The organism is Citrobacter sp. R4, assembly GCF_026719175.1.
In the GTDB taxonomy this organism is placed as follows: Bacteria; Pseudomonadota; Gammaproteobacteria; order Enterobacterales; family Enterobacteriaceae; genus Citrobacter_A; species Citrobacter_A sedlakii.
The window spans coordinates 1,083,640-1,099,153 of the sequence record NZ_JAPPSU010000001.1 but is presented as its reverse complement, the minus strand read 5'-3'; the positions used below and the strand labels follow the sequence as shown (position 1 = coordinate 1,099,153).

The window sequence follows — 15,514 nt, the reverse complement described above, 5'->3', positions numbered from 1 at the left end:
GTTTGCGGGCACCACCTTCTACATCGCTCCGATGCTTAGTGAAAAAGGTGCCTGCGCTGGATTTTGAGGGTTATTTTATAATCAACCACCCGGTTGGAAATGCTGCTGCCTAACTCATTTAGGATCAGAGATTTGCAACGTTATGATAAACTTTTTGAACATCATCGTCATCTTCAAGGGCATCAACAAGCCCTTCAAAAATTGCTAAATCTTCTGGTGAAAGTTCAATTTCTGATTGAGCGATCATTTCTAATGATGTTGTTGTGAATTCAGTGATTCCAGCCGCTTTTAACGCTGCAATGCCTTTGTGAAGGTCTGTGGATTCAGTATAAATAACGATGTTTCCGTCTTCTTCGGTGACATCACGAACATCAACTTCAGCATCAAGCAAAATTTCAAAAATACGGTCAGGGTCTGTTCCTTTAAATACAATCACGCCGGTATTGTCAAACATATAACTGACAGAACCTGCCGCCCCGATATTTCCGCCATTTTTATTGAAAATTGTGCGGACATTCGCAATCGTACGATTAACATTTGACGTCAACGTTTCAGCGATAATCATTGAACCATTGGGCCCAAAGCCTTCATAACGTCCCTGGACGAACGTTTCATCTCCGCCACCTTTGGCTTTATCAATGGCTTTATCGATAACGTGTTTTGGAACCTGCGCTTGTTTCGCACGTTCAATAACGAATTTTAGAGATGAGTTTAATTCTGGGTCGGGTTCACCTTGTTTCGCTGCAGCATAGATTTCCACACCGAATTTTGCGTATACTTTAGACGTTGCACCGTCTTTAGCCGTTTTTTTAGCAACGATATTGGCCCATTTACGTCCCACTGGAATTCGCTCCTCGAAAAATTATTTACATTACTTGCAGATTAATAATCTGCGTTTTTTCTATCGTATTATATCATGATATGTAAATATTCGTCTATGAATATTAAAATATGCCGTGTATACGGAGTGTTACTTTTGTTTTGCCAACAGTAAATATGGTGTGAATATAATTTGATAATGTTCTTCTGAGTGTTTTTTCTGTTCTTAATACTTGAGCCGTAATAAGAACAGATAAGACACGAACTGATACGAAGCCGACGCCCCGTCCACAGCCGCTTGATAATCAACAACCTGCCCCCATCATAACCGGTATACGTTATAATTTTTTCTGGCCTTCAGGCATAACGGGATGGCGATGAAGAGACTCACCAATGAACTCAATGCGCTGGTCAATCGCGGCGTCGACCGGCATTTACGCCTGGCGGTTACCGGACTGAGCCGGAGCGGAAAGACAGCGTTTATCACCGCGCTGGTTAACCAACTGCTCAACATTCATGCCGGGGCGCGTTTGCCCTTGCTCAGTGCGGTGCGTGAAGAACGCCTGCTTGGCGTAAAACGGGTGCCGCAGCGTGATTTCGGCATTCCGCGTTTCACCTACGATGAAGGGCTGGCGCAGCTGTATGGCGAGCCGCCGACCTGGCCGACGCCAACCCGTGGCGTCAGTGAAATTCGCCTCGCGCTGCGCTACAAATCCAATGACTCGTTACTGCGTCATTTCAAAGACACATCAACGCTGTATCTGGAAATTGTCGATTACCCGGGGGAGTGGCTGCTCGACTTGCCGATGCTGGCGCAGGATTACCTCAGTTGGTCGCGGCAAATGACCGGGCTGCTTCAGGGGCAGCGCGCAGAATGGTCGGCGACGTGGCGCAAGCTCAGCGAAGGTCTGGATCCCCTGGCGCAGGCCGATGAAAATCGGCTGGCGGAGATTGCCGCCGCCTGGACTGATTACCTTCACCAGTGCAAGCAGGAAGGGCTACATTTTATCCAGCCCGGCCGTTTCGTGCTGCCCGGTGATATGGCCGGCGCGCCGGCGCTGCAGTTTTTCCCGTGGCCGGACGTCGATGCCTGGGGAGAGTCAAAACTGGCGCAGGCGGATAAACACACCAACGCCGGCATGCTGCGCGAACGCTTCAATTATTACTGCGAAAAGGTCGTAAAGGGGTTTTATAAAAATCATTTCCTGCGTTTCGATCGCCAGATTGTCCTGGTTGATTGTCTGCAACCGCTGAACAGCGGACCACACGCATTCAATGATATGCGTCTGGCCTTAACGCAACTGATGCAAAGCTTCCATTACGGTCAACGCACGCTGTTCCGGCGGCTGTTTTCGCCGGTGATTGATAAGCTGCTGTTTGCGGCGACCAAAGCGGACCACGTGACACTCGACCAGCACGCCAATATGGTCTCGCTTCTACAACAGCTGATTCAGGACGCCTGGCAGAACGCGGCCTTTGAGGGGATCAGCATGGACTGTCTGGGGCTGGCTTCCGTTCAGGCAACCACCAGCGGGCTGATTGACGTGAACGGCGAAAAAATCCCGGCCCTGCGGGGGAATCGCTTAAGCGATGGCGCGCCGCTGACTGTCTACCCGGGTGAGGTGCCTGCACGTCTGCCCGGGCAGGCTTTCTGGGACAGTCAGGGCTTTCAGTTTGAGGCGTTTCGTCCGCAAAAAATGGATGTCGACAAACCGCTGCCGCACATTCGCCTGGATGCCGCGCTGGAATTTTTAATAGGAGATAAATTGCGATGAGCGAGCCGTTAAAACCGCGTATCGATTTCGCCGGTCCGCTTGAGCCGGAGCAGGATCCGGTGTTCAGGGCGCAACAGACGTTTAGCGAGGCACAGGCGCAAAGCTTCGCTCCGGCTAACATCGACGAACCGCTGGAAGAAGAAGGGCAAGCCGAAGCGGTGATTGACGCAGCATTGCGCCCAAAACGCAGCCTGTGGCGCAAAATGGTCATGGGCGGGCTGGCGCTGTTTGGCGCCAGCGTCGTGGGCCAGGGTGTCCAGTGGACGCTCAATGCCTGGCAAACTCAGGACTGGGTGGCGCTGGGTGGGTGTGCTGCCGGCGCATTGATTATCGGCGCGGGCGTGGGTTCTGTGGCGACGGAATGGCGACGTCTGTGGCGCTTACGCCAGCGCGCCCATGAACGCGACGACGCCCGGGAACTGCTGCACAGCCACGGAACCGGGAAAGCCCGCGCGTTTTGTGAAAAGCTGGCCCGGCAGGCGGGAATCGATCAATCACATCCGGCGCTACAGCGGTGGTACGCCTCGATACACGAGACCCAGAACGATCGTGAGATCGTCAGCCTGTATGCGCATCTGGTGCAACCGGTGCTGGATGCGCAGGCAAGACGTGAAATCAGCCGTTCGGCGGCGGAGTCTACGCTGATGATCGCCGTCAGTCCGCTGGCGCTGGTGGATATGGCGTTTATCGCCTGGCGTAACCTACGGTTGATTAACCGTATCGCCGCGCTGTACGGCATTGAGTTGGGCTATTACAGCCGTTTGCGTCTGTTCCGTCTGGTCCTGCTGAACATCGCCTTTGCCGGCGCCAGCGAACTGGTGCGAGAGGTCGGTATGGACTGGATGTCGCAGGATCTTGCCGCCCGCTTATCCACGCGCGCCGCGCAGGGGATTGGCGCCGGACTGCTGACCGCGCGTCTGGGCATCAAAGCGATGGAACTTTGCCGCCCGCTGCCGTGGATGGAGGATGATAAACCGCGACTGGGCGATTTTCGTCGTCAGCTTATTGGGCAGGTGAAAGAGACCTTGCAGAAAAACGCCGCTGCCCGGGAAAAATCCTGACCAGACAGGCGTTGACCGCGTATCTTTACGCCGAAACGCCTGTTTTTCCATCATGCTGTCAATATTTGTTGACAGAATCCTTCCTGCTATCCGAATCCTGGCTTATCATCTTATTTAACGTTCTTTATTCAGGTGAAGGTTCTCCCCATGCGTCTGGAAGTCTTTTGTGAAGACCGTCTTGGTCTGACCCGTGAATTACTCGACCTGCTGGTGCTGCGCGGCATTGATTTACGCGGTATAGAGATAGATCCGATTGGGCGAATTTACCTCAATTTTGCCGAACTGGAGTTCAATCACTTCAGCAGTCTGATGGCGGAGATTCGCCGTATATCCGGCGTGACGGACGTGCGAACGGTGCCGTGGATGCCTTCTGAGCGAGAGCATCTGGCGCTGAGCGCGCTGCTTGAAGCCCTGCCGGAACCGGTTCTGTCGCTCGATCTGAAAAGCAAAATCGACATGGCGAACCCGGCAAGCTGTCAACTTTTTGCGCTCAACCTGGAGCGGATGCGCAATCATACCGCTGCCCAACTGATCAACGGTTTTAACTTTCAGCGCTGGCTGGAGGGAAATCCGCAAAATTCGCACAACGAGCACGTGGTCATTAACGGCCAGAATTTCCTGATGGAAATCACCCCGGTGTATCTGCAGGGCGAAGCCGAGCAGCAGATGCTGACCGGCGCGGTAGTGATGCTACGCTCGACCATCCGTATGGGCCGCCAGCTGCAAAACCTGGCGACGCAGGACGTCAGCGCGTTCAGCCAGATCATCGCCGTCAGCGCTAAGATGAAGCATGTGGTAGAGCAGGCGCGTAAGCTGGCGACCCTCAGCGCGCCGCTGCTGATTACCGGCGATACCGGTACGGGAAAAGATTTGTTTGCCTATGCTTGCCATCAGGCCAGCCCGCGCGCGGGGAAACCCTATCTGGCGCTCAACTGCGCGTCGATCCCCGAGGACGCCGTTGAAAGTGAGCTGTTTGGTCACGCGCCGGAAGGCAAAAAAGGCTTTTTCGAACAGGCGAACGGCGGTTCGGTCCTGCTTGACGAGATTGGCGAGATGTCGCCGCGGATGCAGACTAAACTGCTGCGCTTCCTGAACGACGGCACGTTCCGCCGTGTCGGAGAAGATCACGAAGTGCGCGTTGACGTACGTGTGATCTGCGCTACCCAGAAAAACCTTGTTGAGCTGGTGCAGAAAGGGGTGTTCCGGGAAGATCTTTACTATCGTCTTAACGTGTTGACCCTGAATCTGCCGCCGCTGCGCGACTGCCCGCAGGACATCATGCCGTTGACCGAACTGTTCGTGGCGCGTTTTGCCGACGAGCAGGGCGTACCGCGTCCTAAACTCTCTGCCGACTTAAGCACGGTCCTGACCCGTTACGGTTGGCCGGGCAATGTGCGACAGCTTAAAAATGCCGTTTATCGCGCGCTGACCCAGCTTGAGGGTTATGAACTGCGGCCGCAGGATATTTTATTGCCGGATTACGACGCCTCCGCCGTGGCGGTAGGCGAAGACGCAATGGAAGGTTCGCTGGATGAAATCACCAGCCGCTTTGAGCGTTCGGTGTTAACCCAGCTTTATCGTAACTATCCGAGCACGCGCAAACTGGCAAAACGGTTGGGCGTGTCGCATACGGCTATCGCCAATAAGCTGCGGGAATATGGGCTGAGCCAGAAGAAGGGTGAAGAATAAAGGGGAAGGGGAATCGCTCTGGAAGGCCTGATTGCGTTATCCGCATCAGGCCTGTGGGGCGCCGGTAGGCCGGATTAAGTATCAACCGCTATCCGGCGCACCCGTTGGCAATTATGCTTTCAGCACGTCCAGCGCCGCAGCATAATCAGGCTCGTGAGTGATTTCGTTTACCAGTTGGCTGAAAATCACGTTGTCGTTCTCATCAATCACCACCACGGCACGCGCAGCCAGGCCTTTCAGCGGGCCATCGGTGATTTCTACACCGTAGTTTTTCAGGAACTCAGGGTTGCGCAGGGTAGAAAGCGTAACAACGTTGCTCAGGCCTTCCGCGCCGCAGAAGCGAGACTGGGCGAACGGCAGGTCCGCAGACACGCACAGCACAACGGTATTCTCGATCTCGGTGGCCAGTTGGTTAAACTTACGTACCGATGCCGCGCAAACGCCGGTATCGATGCTCGGGAAAATGTTCAGCACTTTACGCTTGCCCGCATACTGGCTCAGCGCGACGTCGGACAGATCTTTTGCCACGAGGGTAAAAGGCTGCGCCTTGCTACCCGCTTGTGGAATGGCGTTGGCGACTGCAACCGGGTTGCCCTGGAAATGTACGGTTTGTGACATGGTTATCTTCCTGTTTACATATAGTTAACGTCGTAGCTAGTTTATGCCAACAGCCGATAACACGGCAAACGCTATTTCTGCGTAACGCACAAACGACCACGTTTTCGCATGAGGAGAAAAGATGAGAGCAGTAAAGGTATACGAGGAAGCCTGGCCGTTACACACTCCCTTTGTGATTGCCCGCGGCAGCCGAAGTGAAGCGCGGGTGGTGGTGGTTGAACTGGAAGAAAATGGCGTGAGAGGGATCGGGGAATGCACGCCGTATCCGCGCTACGGCGAAAGCGACGCGTCTGTCCTTGCGCAAATCATGAGTATCGTTCCGCAACTGGAAAAGGGACTGACCCGGCAAGCACTTCAGCAGGTACTTCCTGCTGGCGCGGCGCGTAATGCCGTTGACTGCGCGTTATGGGATCTTAGCGCTCGCCAGCAGCAGCAAACGCTTGCCGACGCTGTCGGCGTTACGCTGGACGCGGAGATCACCACGGCGCAAACGGTGGTGATCGGTACGCCAGAACAGATGGCCGCCAGCGCGGCGGCACTGTGGGAAACGGGCGCGCGACTGTTAAAGGTGAAACTGGATGACAGGTTGATTAGCGAGCGGATGGTGGCGATTCGTTCGGCTGTGCCGGAGGCGACGCTTATTGTCGATGCCAATGAGTCCTGGCGTGCGGAAGGCCTGGCGGCGCGCTGCCAGCTGTTAGCGGATCTCGGTGTGGCCATGCTTGAACAGCCGCTCCCGGCCCAGGATGACGTTGCGCTGGAGAATTTTATCCATCCTTTACCCCTCTGTGCCGACGAGAGTTGCCATACCCGCAGCAGTCTCAAGGCGCTGCGCGGACGCTATGAAATGATCAACATAAAACTGGATAAAACCGGAGGACTGACCGAGGCGCTGACGCTGGCGACAGAGGCTCGCGCGCAGGGTTTTTCGCTGATGCTGGGCTGTATGCTCTGTACATCGCGGGCGATCGGCGCGGCGCTACCGCTCACGCCGCAGGTCACGTATGCCGATCTCGATGGCCCCACCTGGCTGGCCGTTGACGTGGAGCCGTCGCTGCACTTTACGACAGGACAATTGCATCTTTAGGGTGCCAGCGCAGTAGACCGGACATCGCCTGGAGGTAGATCTCGCTGGCCTCATCTGCTGAGATCGGCGGGAATTCCGCAGTGATGCAATGCAAATTCAGGTCCGCGCACCAACTGCCGAAAGACCCGGGCGTTTCATAGCCCACGCTGGTCACCAGCGGCAGGGAAAATGCCTCCGCCAGCCATTCCCCCAGCTCGCTGCTGGCAGGATCTTCAATACAGGCCAGCGGGTCGTGAAACGACACCACCCACGCGGGATGAATCTGATGAATGAGCTGGCAAAGCGCCTGCGTTTCCGGCTCTGAACCCGGATGGTCTCCCGTTAATAGCACCACATCGCGCTCAGGGGCGGCGCTGTTCCAGCGATAGACCGTTTCCCCGGCTTTCCAGTTCGCGGCGGGAAAATTGCGGTTCAGGTCGACGCCGTTGGCGTTGGCGCGCAGCCCTAACTGACAGCCGTCCGGATTCACCGCAAGGATCACATGATGGCGACGCAGCGACGGCGTCAGAGTACGCAGCGCGCAGGAAAGGGTAACCACCGACGAATTTTCGTCACCGTGCGTTCCCGCAACGATTAAACCGCTTTCACGATCTGCCGCCGGAGCCGGAAACCAGATCAGCGGAGCCCCTAACAGCGATCGACCATAATGTTCAGTGCCGGGCGGAAATGCGCCGCGCTCGGCGCGTGGGCGGGTAACGGTCATAAGCGTCTCGGATTGCTGAGGATAGTCTTCGCAGTGTTGTGCAATTTTTGCCGATAATCAAATTGATTTCACGCGTCCGGATATTTAGTCGTGATATCAATTTTTTGCCGGAAGGTATTTGCATTTCCCTATGGCGAAACAAATAATTACGCCATTAATGATAAGCCGTTTTGAGGGAATCGTATGAAGCACTCTGTTGCAGTCACCTGTTGTGCGCTGATGGTAAGCAGCATCTCTTACTCCTGGGCTGCGGAGGTTCCCGGCGGTACGGTACTGGCAGAGAAACAGGAGCTGGTTCGCCATATCAAAGACGAACCGGCAACGCTCGATCCGGCGAAAGCAGTAGGGCTGCCGGAGATCCAGGTCATCCGCGATCTTTATGAAGGGCTGGTGAATCAGAACGAAAAGGGGGAAATCATCCCCGGCGTCGCCACTCAATGGAAAAGCAACGATAACCGCATCTGGACATTTACCCTGCGTGAGAACGCCCGCTGGGCTGACGGCACACCTGTCACCGCGCAGGATTTTGTCTACAGCTGGCAACGGCTGGTTGACCCGAAGACCCTTTCTCCTTTCGCATGGTTCGCGGCGCTGGCAGGCATCAACAACGCGCAGGCGATTATTGATGGCAACGCGACGCCGGACAAACTCGGCGTTAGCGCCGTGGATGCCCGTACGCTGAAAGTCCAGCTGGATAAACCGCTGCCGTGGTTCGCCAATCTGACGGCAAATTTTGCGTTTTATCCGGTGCAAAAAGCCAACGTCGAAAGTGGGAAGGACTGGACCAAACCGGGTCATCTTATCGGCAATGGCGCTTACGTGCTGAAGGACAGGGTGGTGAACGAAAAGCTGGTGGTCGTGCCGAATACGCAATACTGGGACAATGCGAAAACGGTCCTGCAAAAGGTCACTTTTCTGCCAATCAATCAGGAATCCGCCGCCACAAAACGCTATCTGGCAGGGGATATTGATATCACCGAGTCCTTTCCGAAAAATATGTATCAAAAGCTGCTTAAGGACATTCCCGGTCAGGTTTATACACCACCGCAGCTGGGGACCTACTATTACGCGTTCAATACACAAAAAGGCCCTACGGCGGATTCCCGCGTGCGTCTGGCGCTGAGCATGACCATTGACCGTCGTATTATGGCCGGGAAAGTGTTAGGAACGGGCGAAAAACCGGCCTGGCGTTTCACGCCGGATGTCACCGCAGGCTTTACACCTGAGCCGTCGCCATTCGAACAAATGAGCCAGGAAGAGCTGAATGCGCAGGCGAAAACGCTGTTGCGCGCGGCGGGTTACGGACCGCAGAAACCGCTCAAGCTGACGCTGTTGTATAACACCTCCGAAAATCATCAGAAGATTGCCATCGCAGTGGCCTCGATGTGGAAGAAAAATCTCGGCGTAGAGGTAAAATTGCAAAATCAGGAATGGAAAACCTATATCGACAGCCGCAACACCGGCAATTTTGACGTTATTCGCGCCTCCTGGGTTGGCGATTACAACGAACCGTCGACATTTTTGTCGCTGCTAACGTCGACCCATTCCGGCAATATTTCGCGCTTCAATAACCCGGCGTATGACAAAGTGCTTACCCAGGCCACGCTGGAAAATACGGCCCAGGCGCGTAACGCCGATTACAATGCGGCTGAAAAAATTCTTATGGAACAAGCGCCCATCGCCCCGATTTATCAGTATACCAACGGACGGCTAATCAAACCTTGGTTGAAGGGGTATCCGATCGCCAACCCGGAAGATGTGGCCTACAGCCGGACGATGTATATCGTGAAGCACTGAATGTAAGCATGGCATTTCTGACTGGTCACACAGGGGCTATTCAGGTACCCGCCCCGGCAGGGAGATGCCATGCCAGTCGCGGCACAGATTGCCCATGCCGCGCAACAGAGAGTGGCGCAAGCGCTCGCACCTGTTTCTACAGACAGGTAACACAGTCGTGCAATGCGCCGCACTCCTTCATTATCAAATGAATCCGTTTGCAGAGTTAACGATGCAAGAAAAATAATGCCGTCAGCGCAAACAGAAGCGGTTTCCGTTAATCGCTCGCCAGCTAAGCGTAATAAACGTGTCGTAAGAGCACAAAAGAATAACAGTTTAATAATAAATTTAAACTATTTGGCTGGTGCGGAAAGAAGAGGGGGAGAAGGGACGTTCATATTTGGATGACATGCAAGCACGCCTCAGTGAAAAATCACTGAGGCGGTATATTAATGATAGTGACACCAGTGCCTGACCAGACTCACTTTATTACGCAGTCCCATTTTGCGCATCGCCAGACTTTTATAGGTATAAACCGTTTTACTGTCCAGTTGCATTACGCCTGCGATTCCCCTGACGGATATGCCGCTGATATACAGTGAAATGATCATGAATTCCTTCCAGTTGAGCATCCTTTGTGGCTCTTTGGGGCTTCTCACCTCGCACAAAGGGATAGCAATTTTTCTTTTACGTAACAGCAGAGATAGTCTGGCTTCAATGGCTACAAGGGGCATATTGATCTCACAATAGAACATCTTGCGATCGTCCACTTTCAGTGACAAAAAATTTAACAGCTGAGGATTGCCAATAATTAAAATACGTTCCGCATTACACGTGGTCAGCGCTTTTAGTTCTGATACGTCAATCCACGATTTTTCAAAGATGAAAACCGCTATACTGGCACCAGGATTTAATTCTTTTGAATTATGATTTATTATTTTTGCTACCAAATGCTCAACGGCTACTCGGGCGTAATGATCGTCGCCCTGAATAAAAATCTCCGCCATACCCAATCACCCATAGACATAAATAAGATTACATGTGAGACAACTTTAATGAAAAGTTCACCCCGATAGTGATTATTCTGGAGGGTAGAAAATAGGATAGCAATGCTTAAATTATCCAATTATGGACAGACTGTTTGTAACCAAACTGAATATTTGACAGGGATGTAATGTAAAGAGACGGAACATGACAGCAGACTTTAGCATAATGTCATGGTATTGTTACGCACAAGTAACGGAGCTTTCACTTACAGAAGGAGATCGTCATGATCATGAGAAAGCTTAAGACGGCGAGAGGAAAAAAATTCCTGCTTTGCCTGCTTGGCGTATTCATCATCGCTGCGACTGTCGTCACGCGTGCAACCATTGGCGGGGTGATTGAGCAGTACGACATACCGCTGGCGGACTGGACGACATCAATGTACGTCATCCAGTCATCGATGATTTGTGTCTACAGCCTGGTCTTTACGATTTTACTGGCGATACCGCTGGGGATTTACTTCCTCGGTGGGGATGACAAACCGTAAAAGAAAAGGCCCGACATTCGGGCCTTTCGCTTATAAATCTTACGGTTAATCGTCTTCGTCGTCGTCGAGTTCTACCGGAGTCTGATACTGATCGGGTTTGATGACCAGCAGGTCACAGCGCAAATGATCGATAACCTGTTCCGCGGTATTGCCAAGAAACGCGGCGGAGATACCGGTACGCCCCACGGTGCCCAGCACCACAATCCCCGCCTGCAAATGTTCAGCCAGATCCGGGATCACCTCTTCCGGTAATCCTTTCTCTACGTGGGTGACTTTTTCGTCGATACTGAATTTCTGGCGCAGAGACTTCATCGCCAACAGGTGCTGACCGCGAATCGCATCGTTATACACGCTGGGGTCGAACTCGGGCAGTTCAATAGCAATGTTGATGGGAGTGACCGGATAGGCGCCAACCAGATGCACTTCGGTATGGTTGACCTGCTCGGCCAGTTGCAGGGTTTCTTTAACCAGTTTCTCATTCAGCGCATTGTGATAAGGTTCTTCGCTGGCAAGGTTCACCGCCACCAGCGCTTTCCCGCCTTCTGGCCACGGCTGGTCTTTGACCATCCATACCGGGCTCGGACATTTACGCAATAAATGCCAGTCGGTCGGCGTGAAGATCACCGCTTCCAGTTTATCGTGCTGGTGGGCCATTTTTAGCACCAGATCGTGTCCGCCGCTGATGACCTCCTGAATGATGGCTTCAAAGGGACGGTTGTGCCAGACCACTTTAATGTCAATCGGAACGCCTGCTTCGAGATAGTATTTCGCCTGTTCGCGGATCCATGCGGTCCGCTGGCTGATGACGCCCTGACGCATTGCCGTACGCTCGTCTGGCGACAGCAGGGTCGTCATTTCGTATGAAAAGTCATAGATCGGCAGGAAGGCTTTTATGGTGCCACCAATCCGTTGATGCAAATAAACCGCACGCCGTAACGCAGGTTGATCGTCCTGATTCGGATCGATAACCACCAGCATGTTTTGATACATAGCCATACAGGGTCTCCTTACAACTGTCACCGCAGTCTGTAACTAAAAGAGTAACCCAATAACGAGAAATGAAACAGGGAAGAACCTTCTGTCAGATCAATAAATCAGGAAAATTTAGCGATTCGACAGAAGGTTTTCTGGAGAAGTTGCGGAAAGATTAAGCGACGTTACGCGTGTGACCGGCAAGCACCGCCAGCGCCTCACTGTTCTCGATGGTAATGTATTTGCCTTTTACTGCCAGCATGCCGCTTTTCTGGAAACGCCCCAGCAGACGGCTGATGGTTTCGACAGTCAGGCCGAGGTAGTTACCGATATCGCCGCGGGTCATGGTCAGACGAAACTCGCGCGGTGAGAAGCCACGCTGGGCAAAACGACGAGAAAGGTTATAGATAAATGCCGCCAGGCGCTCTTCCGCGTTTTTCTTTGACAGCAGCAGGATCATATCCTGGTCGCCTTTGATTTCGCCGCTCATCAGGCGCATCATCTGCTGACGCAGATTGGGCATTTTGCCTGACAGATCGTCCAGCGTCTCAAACGGGATTTCACAGACCATTGAGGTTTCCAGCGCCTGTGCAAAGCTTGGGTGATGGCCACTGCCGATAGCGTCGAAGCCAACCAGATCGCCCGCGAGGTGGAAGCCGGTAATCTGTTCGTCACCTTGTTCGGTAATGGTGTAGCTCTTGATCGTACCGGAACGAATGGCGTAGAGCGATTTCAGCTCATCACCTGCTTTAAACAGGGTTTGCCCTTTCTGGATCGGCTTTTTACGCTCGATAATATTATCAAGCTGATCAAGCTCATGCTCGTTAAGTGTGAACGGGATGCAAAGCTGGCTGATACTGCAATCCTGGCAATGGATAGCACAACCGCCAGACTGAATGCGCCGTATAATTCGCTTTTCCGGGATCATAGGTCTGCTCAAGCCGTAATTGATATTTGTCAATTTTAACATCTTTTTGGTGGGCACGTAAGTCTGAGCAGAGCGCAATAGCGGATAATTCCGGAAAGTGAGCGGAAAATATTTCTATCTTGTTGAAAAACCTCACCTTGAGTGAGGCATCTTTACGCAAAAGTGTGAGCAAGAAGGCACGAATTGCCTGGACTCAGAGTAACAAATAGCCTTCGTGACGTAGTAACCACTCTTTGCGCTGTACACCGCCAGCGTAGCCGGTCAGGGCGCCATTTCGGCCAATGACGCGATGGCAAGGCACCACAATGCTGATGGGATTCGAGCCATTGGCTGCGCCCACCGCGCGCGCCGCGCCGGGGCGACCAAGCTGTTCCGCCATCTGACCATAGTGCATCACCTGTCCTTTTGGAATAGTGCGTAACATCTGCCAGACGTCGCGCTGGAAGGGCGTTCCGCCGGTTGCGGTGGGGAGAGTGTCAATCACATCGATATTCCCGGCAAAATAGTCAGCCAGTTTATCGGCCAGCCCGCCGGGGTTTTTCGCCGGGATGCGGGAATACCCCCCGGCACGATAATGAATATCCAGCAGTTGTTCCATTCGGTCGCTATGCTGTTCCCATTCCACGGCGCGCAGGTGGAACTGTTCGTCGCAGAGGATCCACAATGGTCCCAGCGGGGTCGCAATTTTATCTTCCAGTAGTGTCAGCATTCGACGCCTCGTATCAGTACCGCTAATTAGCCGTCATCAATCTAGCATGGCGAACTTCCATGCCGCTATACCCCTGATTTGGGATAAAAAAAAGAGTCTGTCGACATCGCCAGACTCTACAGTACACACAGCAGTATTTCCTTAAGTAATCCCGGATGTTTTCCTGAATGCGGGTAATGACTTATAGCAAGAGCGGTGTTGGGGGTCCAGCCGGTATTAGTGATTGATTTTAAAAAATCATAAGTTAAATCAGATAGTTTAATTGCGGATAAACTGGGAGTGTATCACCCGTAAAAATTCTGCGCTGATAGCACGGACAAACAGGGATTCATCGTCGCTTACTGGAAACTTCTGTAAACCATTGTCGCTATTCAGGGGGACGGTTATGATAACGGTTGTCTTAAAAACGGGAGGATGAAGCATGAACCTTGACGACAAAGCGCTGTTTCTTGACGCCATGGAGGATGTCCAGCCTCTCAAACGTTGTACAGACGTTCACTGGCAGCCGGTGCGCAACGCGCGTAAGCCGCAGCGTATCGACACGCTGCAGCTTGATAATTTCCTCACCACCGGTTTTCTGGACATTGTCCCGCTGGCGCAACCGCTGGAATTTCGCCGCGAGGGGCTACAGCAGGGCGTGCTCGACAAACTGCGTGGCGGAAAATACGGTCAGCAGGCCAGCCTGAACTTATTGCGCCAGCCGGTGGAAGTCTGTCGCCAGCAATTGTTCCGCTTTATTCTCCAGTCTTTGCAGGATGGCTTACGTAATGTGCTCATCATTCACGGTAAAGGGCGGGACGATCACTCGCACGCGAATATCGTGCGCAGCTATGTGGCGCGCTGGCTGACCGAATTTGATGATGTGCAGGCGTACTGTACGGCGCTGCCGCACCACGGCGGCAGCGGCGCCTGTTACGTGGCGCTGCGTAAAACCGCACAGGCAAAACAGGAGAACTGGGAACGCCACGCCAAACGCAGCCGTTAATGTAGCAACAGCGACAGCTCCTGCGCGGCTTTTTGCAGTTCAGGCAGTACCCGGGTTCGCAGTTCCTCCGCGGAAACCTGTCCGGCATGGACGCCCACATTCAACGCTGCCTGTACCTGTCCCTGGGCGTTAATTAACGGTACGGCAATTGACCGTAGTCCCATCTCCAGTTCCTGATCGTTAAGCGCGTAGCCCTGTTGCCGCACTTTTTTTAGCTCCGCGCGCAGGGCCGAAACAGAATCGACGGTTTGCGAGGTGTAGCGAATCATGGTGATTCTTCCCAGCATATCATTCAGTTTATCTTCCGAAAGGTGGCTTAACAGTACGCGGCCCATTGAGGTAGACCACGCGGGCAGGCGGCTGCCAATGTCCAGATCGATGGTCATGATCCGCGAACTGGAGGCGCGGGCAATATAGAGAATATCGTCGCCGTCCAGCGTGGCGATGGAGCAGGATTCATTGAGCATATCGCTCAGATGCTTGAGTACCGGCTGCGTGGCGCGCGCCAGCGGCGTCGAGGCGAGGTAAGCATGCCCCAGCGCCAGGATCCGGGGGCGCAGTTCAAAATTTTTACCGTCTTCAGCATAGACAAACCCCAGTTTACCCAACGTATACAGACAGCGGCGTACCGCTGCGCGCGGAATGCCGGTCTTCTGGCTGATCTGCGATATCGACATCACCCGGCGCTGCGGCGTAAACGCCTGAATCACCTCCAGCCCGCGCGCCAGCGAGGCCATAAAATTCGGGTCGCCCTTAAACGGGTCGGCTTCGTTGCTCAAACGATCGTCCGGATGTTTTTCCACTGTTTTCCCCTCATTGTTCGCCATCGATCACATTCTTCGCACAAATATACACATCGTT

At 53.4% G+C, this 15,514-nt stretch carries 15 protein-coding genes; 7 read left to right on the top strand and 8 right to left on the bottom strand.

All coding sequences use genetic code 11. The features are described 5' to 3' along the window. Positions 1 to 124 precede the first annotated feature (124 nt). Complete coding sequence (locus OOJ60_RS05195) at positions 125 to 841, bottom strand: YebC/PmpR family DNA-binding transcriptional regulator (RefSeq protein ID WP_042283320.1); 717 nt, start codon at positions 839 to 841, stop codon at positions 125 to 127. Between the two features lie 355 nt (positions 842 to 1,196). Here OOJ60_RS05195 and OOJ60_RS05190 point away from each other — a divergent pair, with 355 nt between their 5' ends. From OOJ60_RS05190 to tyrR, 3 genes are all read left to right on the top strand, one after another. Continuing rightward, positions 1,197 to 2,594 (top strand): YcjX family protein, encoded by a 1,398-nt coding sequence (locus tag OOJ60_RS05190; RefSeq protein WP_042284697.1) that lies wholly within the window; start codon positions 1,197 to 1,199, stop codon positions 2,592 to 2,594. Beyond that, a complete protein-coding gene (locus OOJ60_RS05185; RefSeq protein WP_181823119.1) occupies positions 2,591 to 3,655 on the top strand; it encodes a YcjF family protein in 1,065 nt (354 codons plus the stop codon). The genes OOJ60_RS05190 and OOJ60_RS05185 overlap by 4 nt, the downstream gene beginning before the upstream one ends. Before the next feature lie 147 nt (positions 3,656 to 3,802). Beyond that, positions 3,803 to 5,344, top strand: coding sequence for a transcriptional regulator TyrR (tyrR, locus tag OOJ60_RS05180; protein WP_205612065.1), 1,542 nt, complete (start codon positions 3,803 to 3,805; stop codon positions 5,342 to 5,344). Positions 5,345 to 5,455: 111 nt separating this feature from the next. On the opposite strand, the gene tpx is transcribed toward tyrR, so the two are convergent. Next, positions 5,456 to 5,962: a thiol peroxidase gene (tpx, locus tag OOJ60_RS05175; protein ID WP_042283311.1), complete on the bottom strand. Its 507-nt coding sequence runs from the start codon at positions 5,960 to 5,962 to the stop codon at positions 5,456 to 5,458. A gap of 121 nt (positions 5,963 to 6,083) precedes the next feature. Between tpx and ycjG the strand changes: the two genes are divergently transcribed. After that, positions 6,084 to 7,049 (top strand): L-Ala-D/L-Glu epimerase, encoded by a 966-nt coding sequence (gene ycjG, locus OOJ60_RS05170; protein WP_205612064.1) that lies wholly within the window; start codon positions 6,084 to 6,086, stop codon positions 7,047 to 7,049. On the opposite strand, the gene mpaA is transcribed toward ycjG, so the two are convergent. Beyond that, entirely contained in the window at positions 7,024 to 7,752 is a 729-nt protein-coding gene (gene mpaA / locus OOJ60_RS05165; RefSeq protein ID WP_205612063.1) for a murein tripeptide amidase MpaA, read from the bottom strand. The genes ycjG and mpaA overlap by 26 nt on opposite strands. Positions 7,753 to 7,935: 183 nt before the next feature. Here mpaA and OOJ60_RS05160 point away from each other — a divergent pair, with 183 nt between their 5' ends. Continuing rightward, positions 7,936 to 9,549 carry a peptide ABC transporter substrate-binding protein gene (locus OOJ60_RS05160; protein WP_042283304.1) on the top strand — a complete coding sequence of 538 codons (1,614 nt, stop codon included), beginning with the start codon at positions 7,936 to 7,938 and terminating at the stop codon, positions 9,547 to 9,549. A gap of 428 nt (positions 9,550 to 9,977) precedes the next feature. Here the strand turns inward: OOJ60_RS05160 and OOJ60_RS05155 are convergent, their stop codons facing one another. After that, complete coding sequence (locus OOJ60_RS05155; protein ID WP_205612062.1) at positions 9,978 to 10,535, bottom strand: LuxR C-terminal-related transcriptional regulator; 558 nt, start codon at positions 10,533 to 10,535, stop codon at positions 9,978 to 9,980. A gap of 263 nt (positions 10,536 to 10,798) precedes the next feature. On the opposite strand from OOJ60_RS05155, the gene OOJ60_RS05150 reads away from it, so the two are divergent. Beyond that, entirely contained in the window at positions 10,799 to 11,059 is a 261-nt protein-coding gene (locus OOJ60_RS05150; RefSeq protein ID WP_042283301.1) for a DUF2534 family protein, read from the top strand. A gap of 45 nt (positions 11,060 to 11,104) precedes the next feature. Here the strand turns inward: OOJ60_RS05150 and uspE are convergent, their stop codons facing one another. The 3 genes from uspE to ogt form a co-directional block, all read right to left on the bottom strand. Then, entirely contained in the window at positions 11,105 to 12,055 is a 951-nt protein-coding gene (gene uspE, locus OOJ60_RS05145) for a universal stress protein UspE (protein WP_042283298.1), read from the bottom strand. Positions 12,056 to 12,206: 151 nt separating this feature from the next. Continuing rightward, positions 12,207 to 12,959 carry a fumarate/nitrate reduction transcriptional regulator Fnr gene (fnr, locus tag OOJ60_RS05140; protein ID WP_060571260.1) on the bottom strand — a complete coding sequence of 251 codons (753 nt, stop codon included), beginning with the start codon at positions 12,957 to 12,959 and terminating at the stop codon, positions 12,207 to 12,209. Positions 12,960 to 13,152: 193 nt separating this feature from the next. Beyond that, the gene (ogt, locus tag OOJ60_RS05135) at positions 13,153 to 13,668 is read right to left on the bottom strand and encodes a methylated-DNA--[protein]-cysteine S-methyltransferase (protein WP_042283293.1); all 516 of its coding nucleotides are present in this window, start codon (positions 13,666 to 13,668) and stop codon (positions 13,153 to 13,155) included. Positions 13,669 to 14,089: 421 nt separating this feature from the next. On the opposite strand from ogt, the gene smrA reads away from it, so the two are divergent. Then, positions 14,090 to 14,653, top strand: a complete 564-nt coding sequence (gene smrA, locus OOJ60_RS05130) for a DNA endonuclease SmrA (protein WP_042283291.1) — start codon at positions 14,090 to 14,092, stop codon at positions 14,651 to 14,653. On the opposite strand, the gene OOJ60_RS05125 is transcribed toward smrA, so the two are convergent. After that, a complete protein-coding gene (locus OOJ60_RS05125) occupies positions 14,650 to 15,456 on the bottom strand; it encodes an IclR family transcriptional regulator domain-containing protein (protein WP_042284694.1) in 807 nt (268 codons plus the stop codon). The two genes, smrA and OOJ60_RS05125, sit on opposite strands and share 4 nt — an antisense overlap. Between the last annotated feature and the right edge of the window lie 58 nt (positions 15,457 to 15,514).

Bases quoted from the DNA above. Each gene is read 5' to 3' on its own strand.
- OOJ60_RS05160 (WP_042283304.1), top strand. From the start codon at position 7,936: ATGAAGCACTCTGTTGCAGTCACCTGTTGTGCGCTGATGGTAAGCAGC.
- OOJ60_RS05155 (WP_205612062.1), bottom strand. From the start codon at position 10,535: ATGGCGGAGATTTTTATTCAGGGCGACGATCATTACGCCCGAGTAGCC.
- uspE (WP_042283298.1), bottom strand. From the start codon at position 12,055: ATGGCTATGTATCAAAACATGCTGGTGGTTATCGATCCGAATCAGGAC.
- OOJ60_RS05190 (WP_042284697.1), top strand. From the start codon at position 1,197: ATGAAGAGACTCACCAATGAACTCAATGCGCTGGTCAATCGCGGCGTC.
- OOJ60_RS05150 (WP_042283301.1), top strand. From the start codon at position 10,799: ATGATCATGAGAAAGCTTAAGACGGCGAGAGGAAAAAAATTCCTGCTT.
- OOJ60_RS05185 (WP_181823119.1), top strand. From the start codon at position 2,591: ATGAGCGAGCCGTTAAAACCGCGTATCGATTTCGCCGGTCCGCTTGAG.
- mpaA (WP_205612063.1), bottom strand. From the start codon at position 7,752: ATGACCGTTACCCGCCCACGCGCCGAGCGCGGCGCATTTCCGCCCGGC.
- tpx (WP_042283311.1), bottom strand. From the start codon at position 5,962: ATGTCACAAACCGTACATTTCCAGGGCAACCCGGTTGCAGTCGCCAAC.
- smrA (WP_042283291.1), top strand. From the start codon at position 14,090: ATGAACCTTGACGACAAAGCGCTGTTTCTTGACGCCATGGAGGATGTC.
- fnr (WP_060571260.1), bottom strand. From the start codon at position 12,959: ATGATCCCGGAAAAGCGAATTATACGGCGCATTCAGTCTGGCGGTTGT.
- ogt (WP_042283293.1), bottom strand. From the start codon at position 13,668: ATGCTGACACTACTGGAAGATAAAATTGCGACCCCGCTGGGACCATTG.
- tyrR (WP_205612065.1), top strand. From the start codon at position 3,803: ATGCGTCTGGAAGTCTTTTGTGAAGACCGTCTTGGTCTGACCCGTGAA.
- ycjG (WP_205612064.1), top strand. From the start codon at position 6,084: ATGAGAGCAGTAAAGGTATACGAGGAAGCCTGGCCGTTACACACTCCC.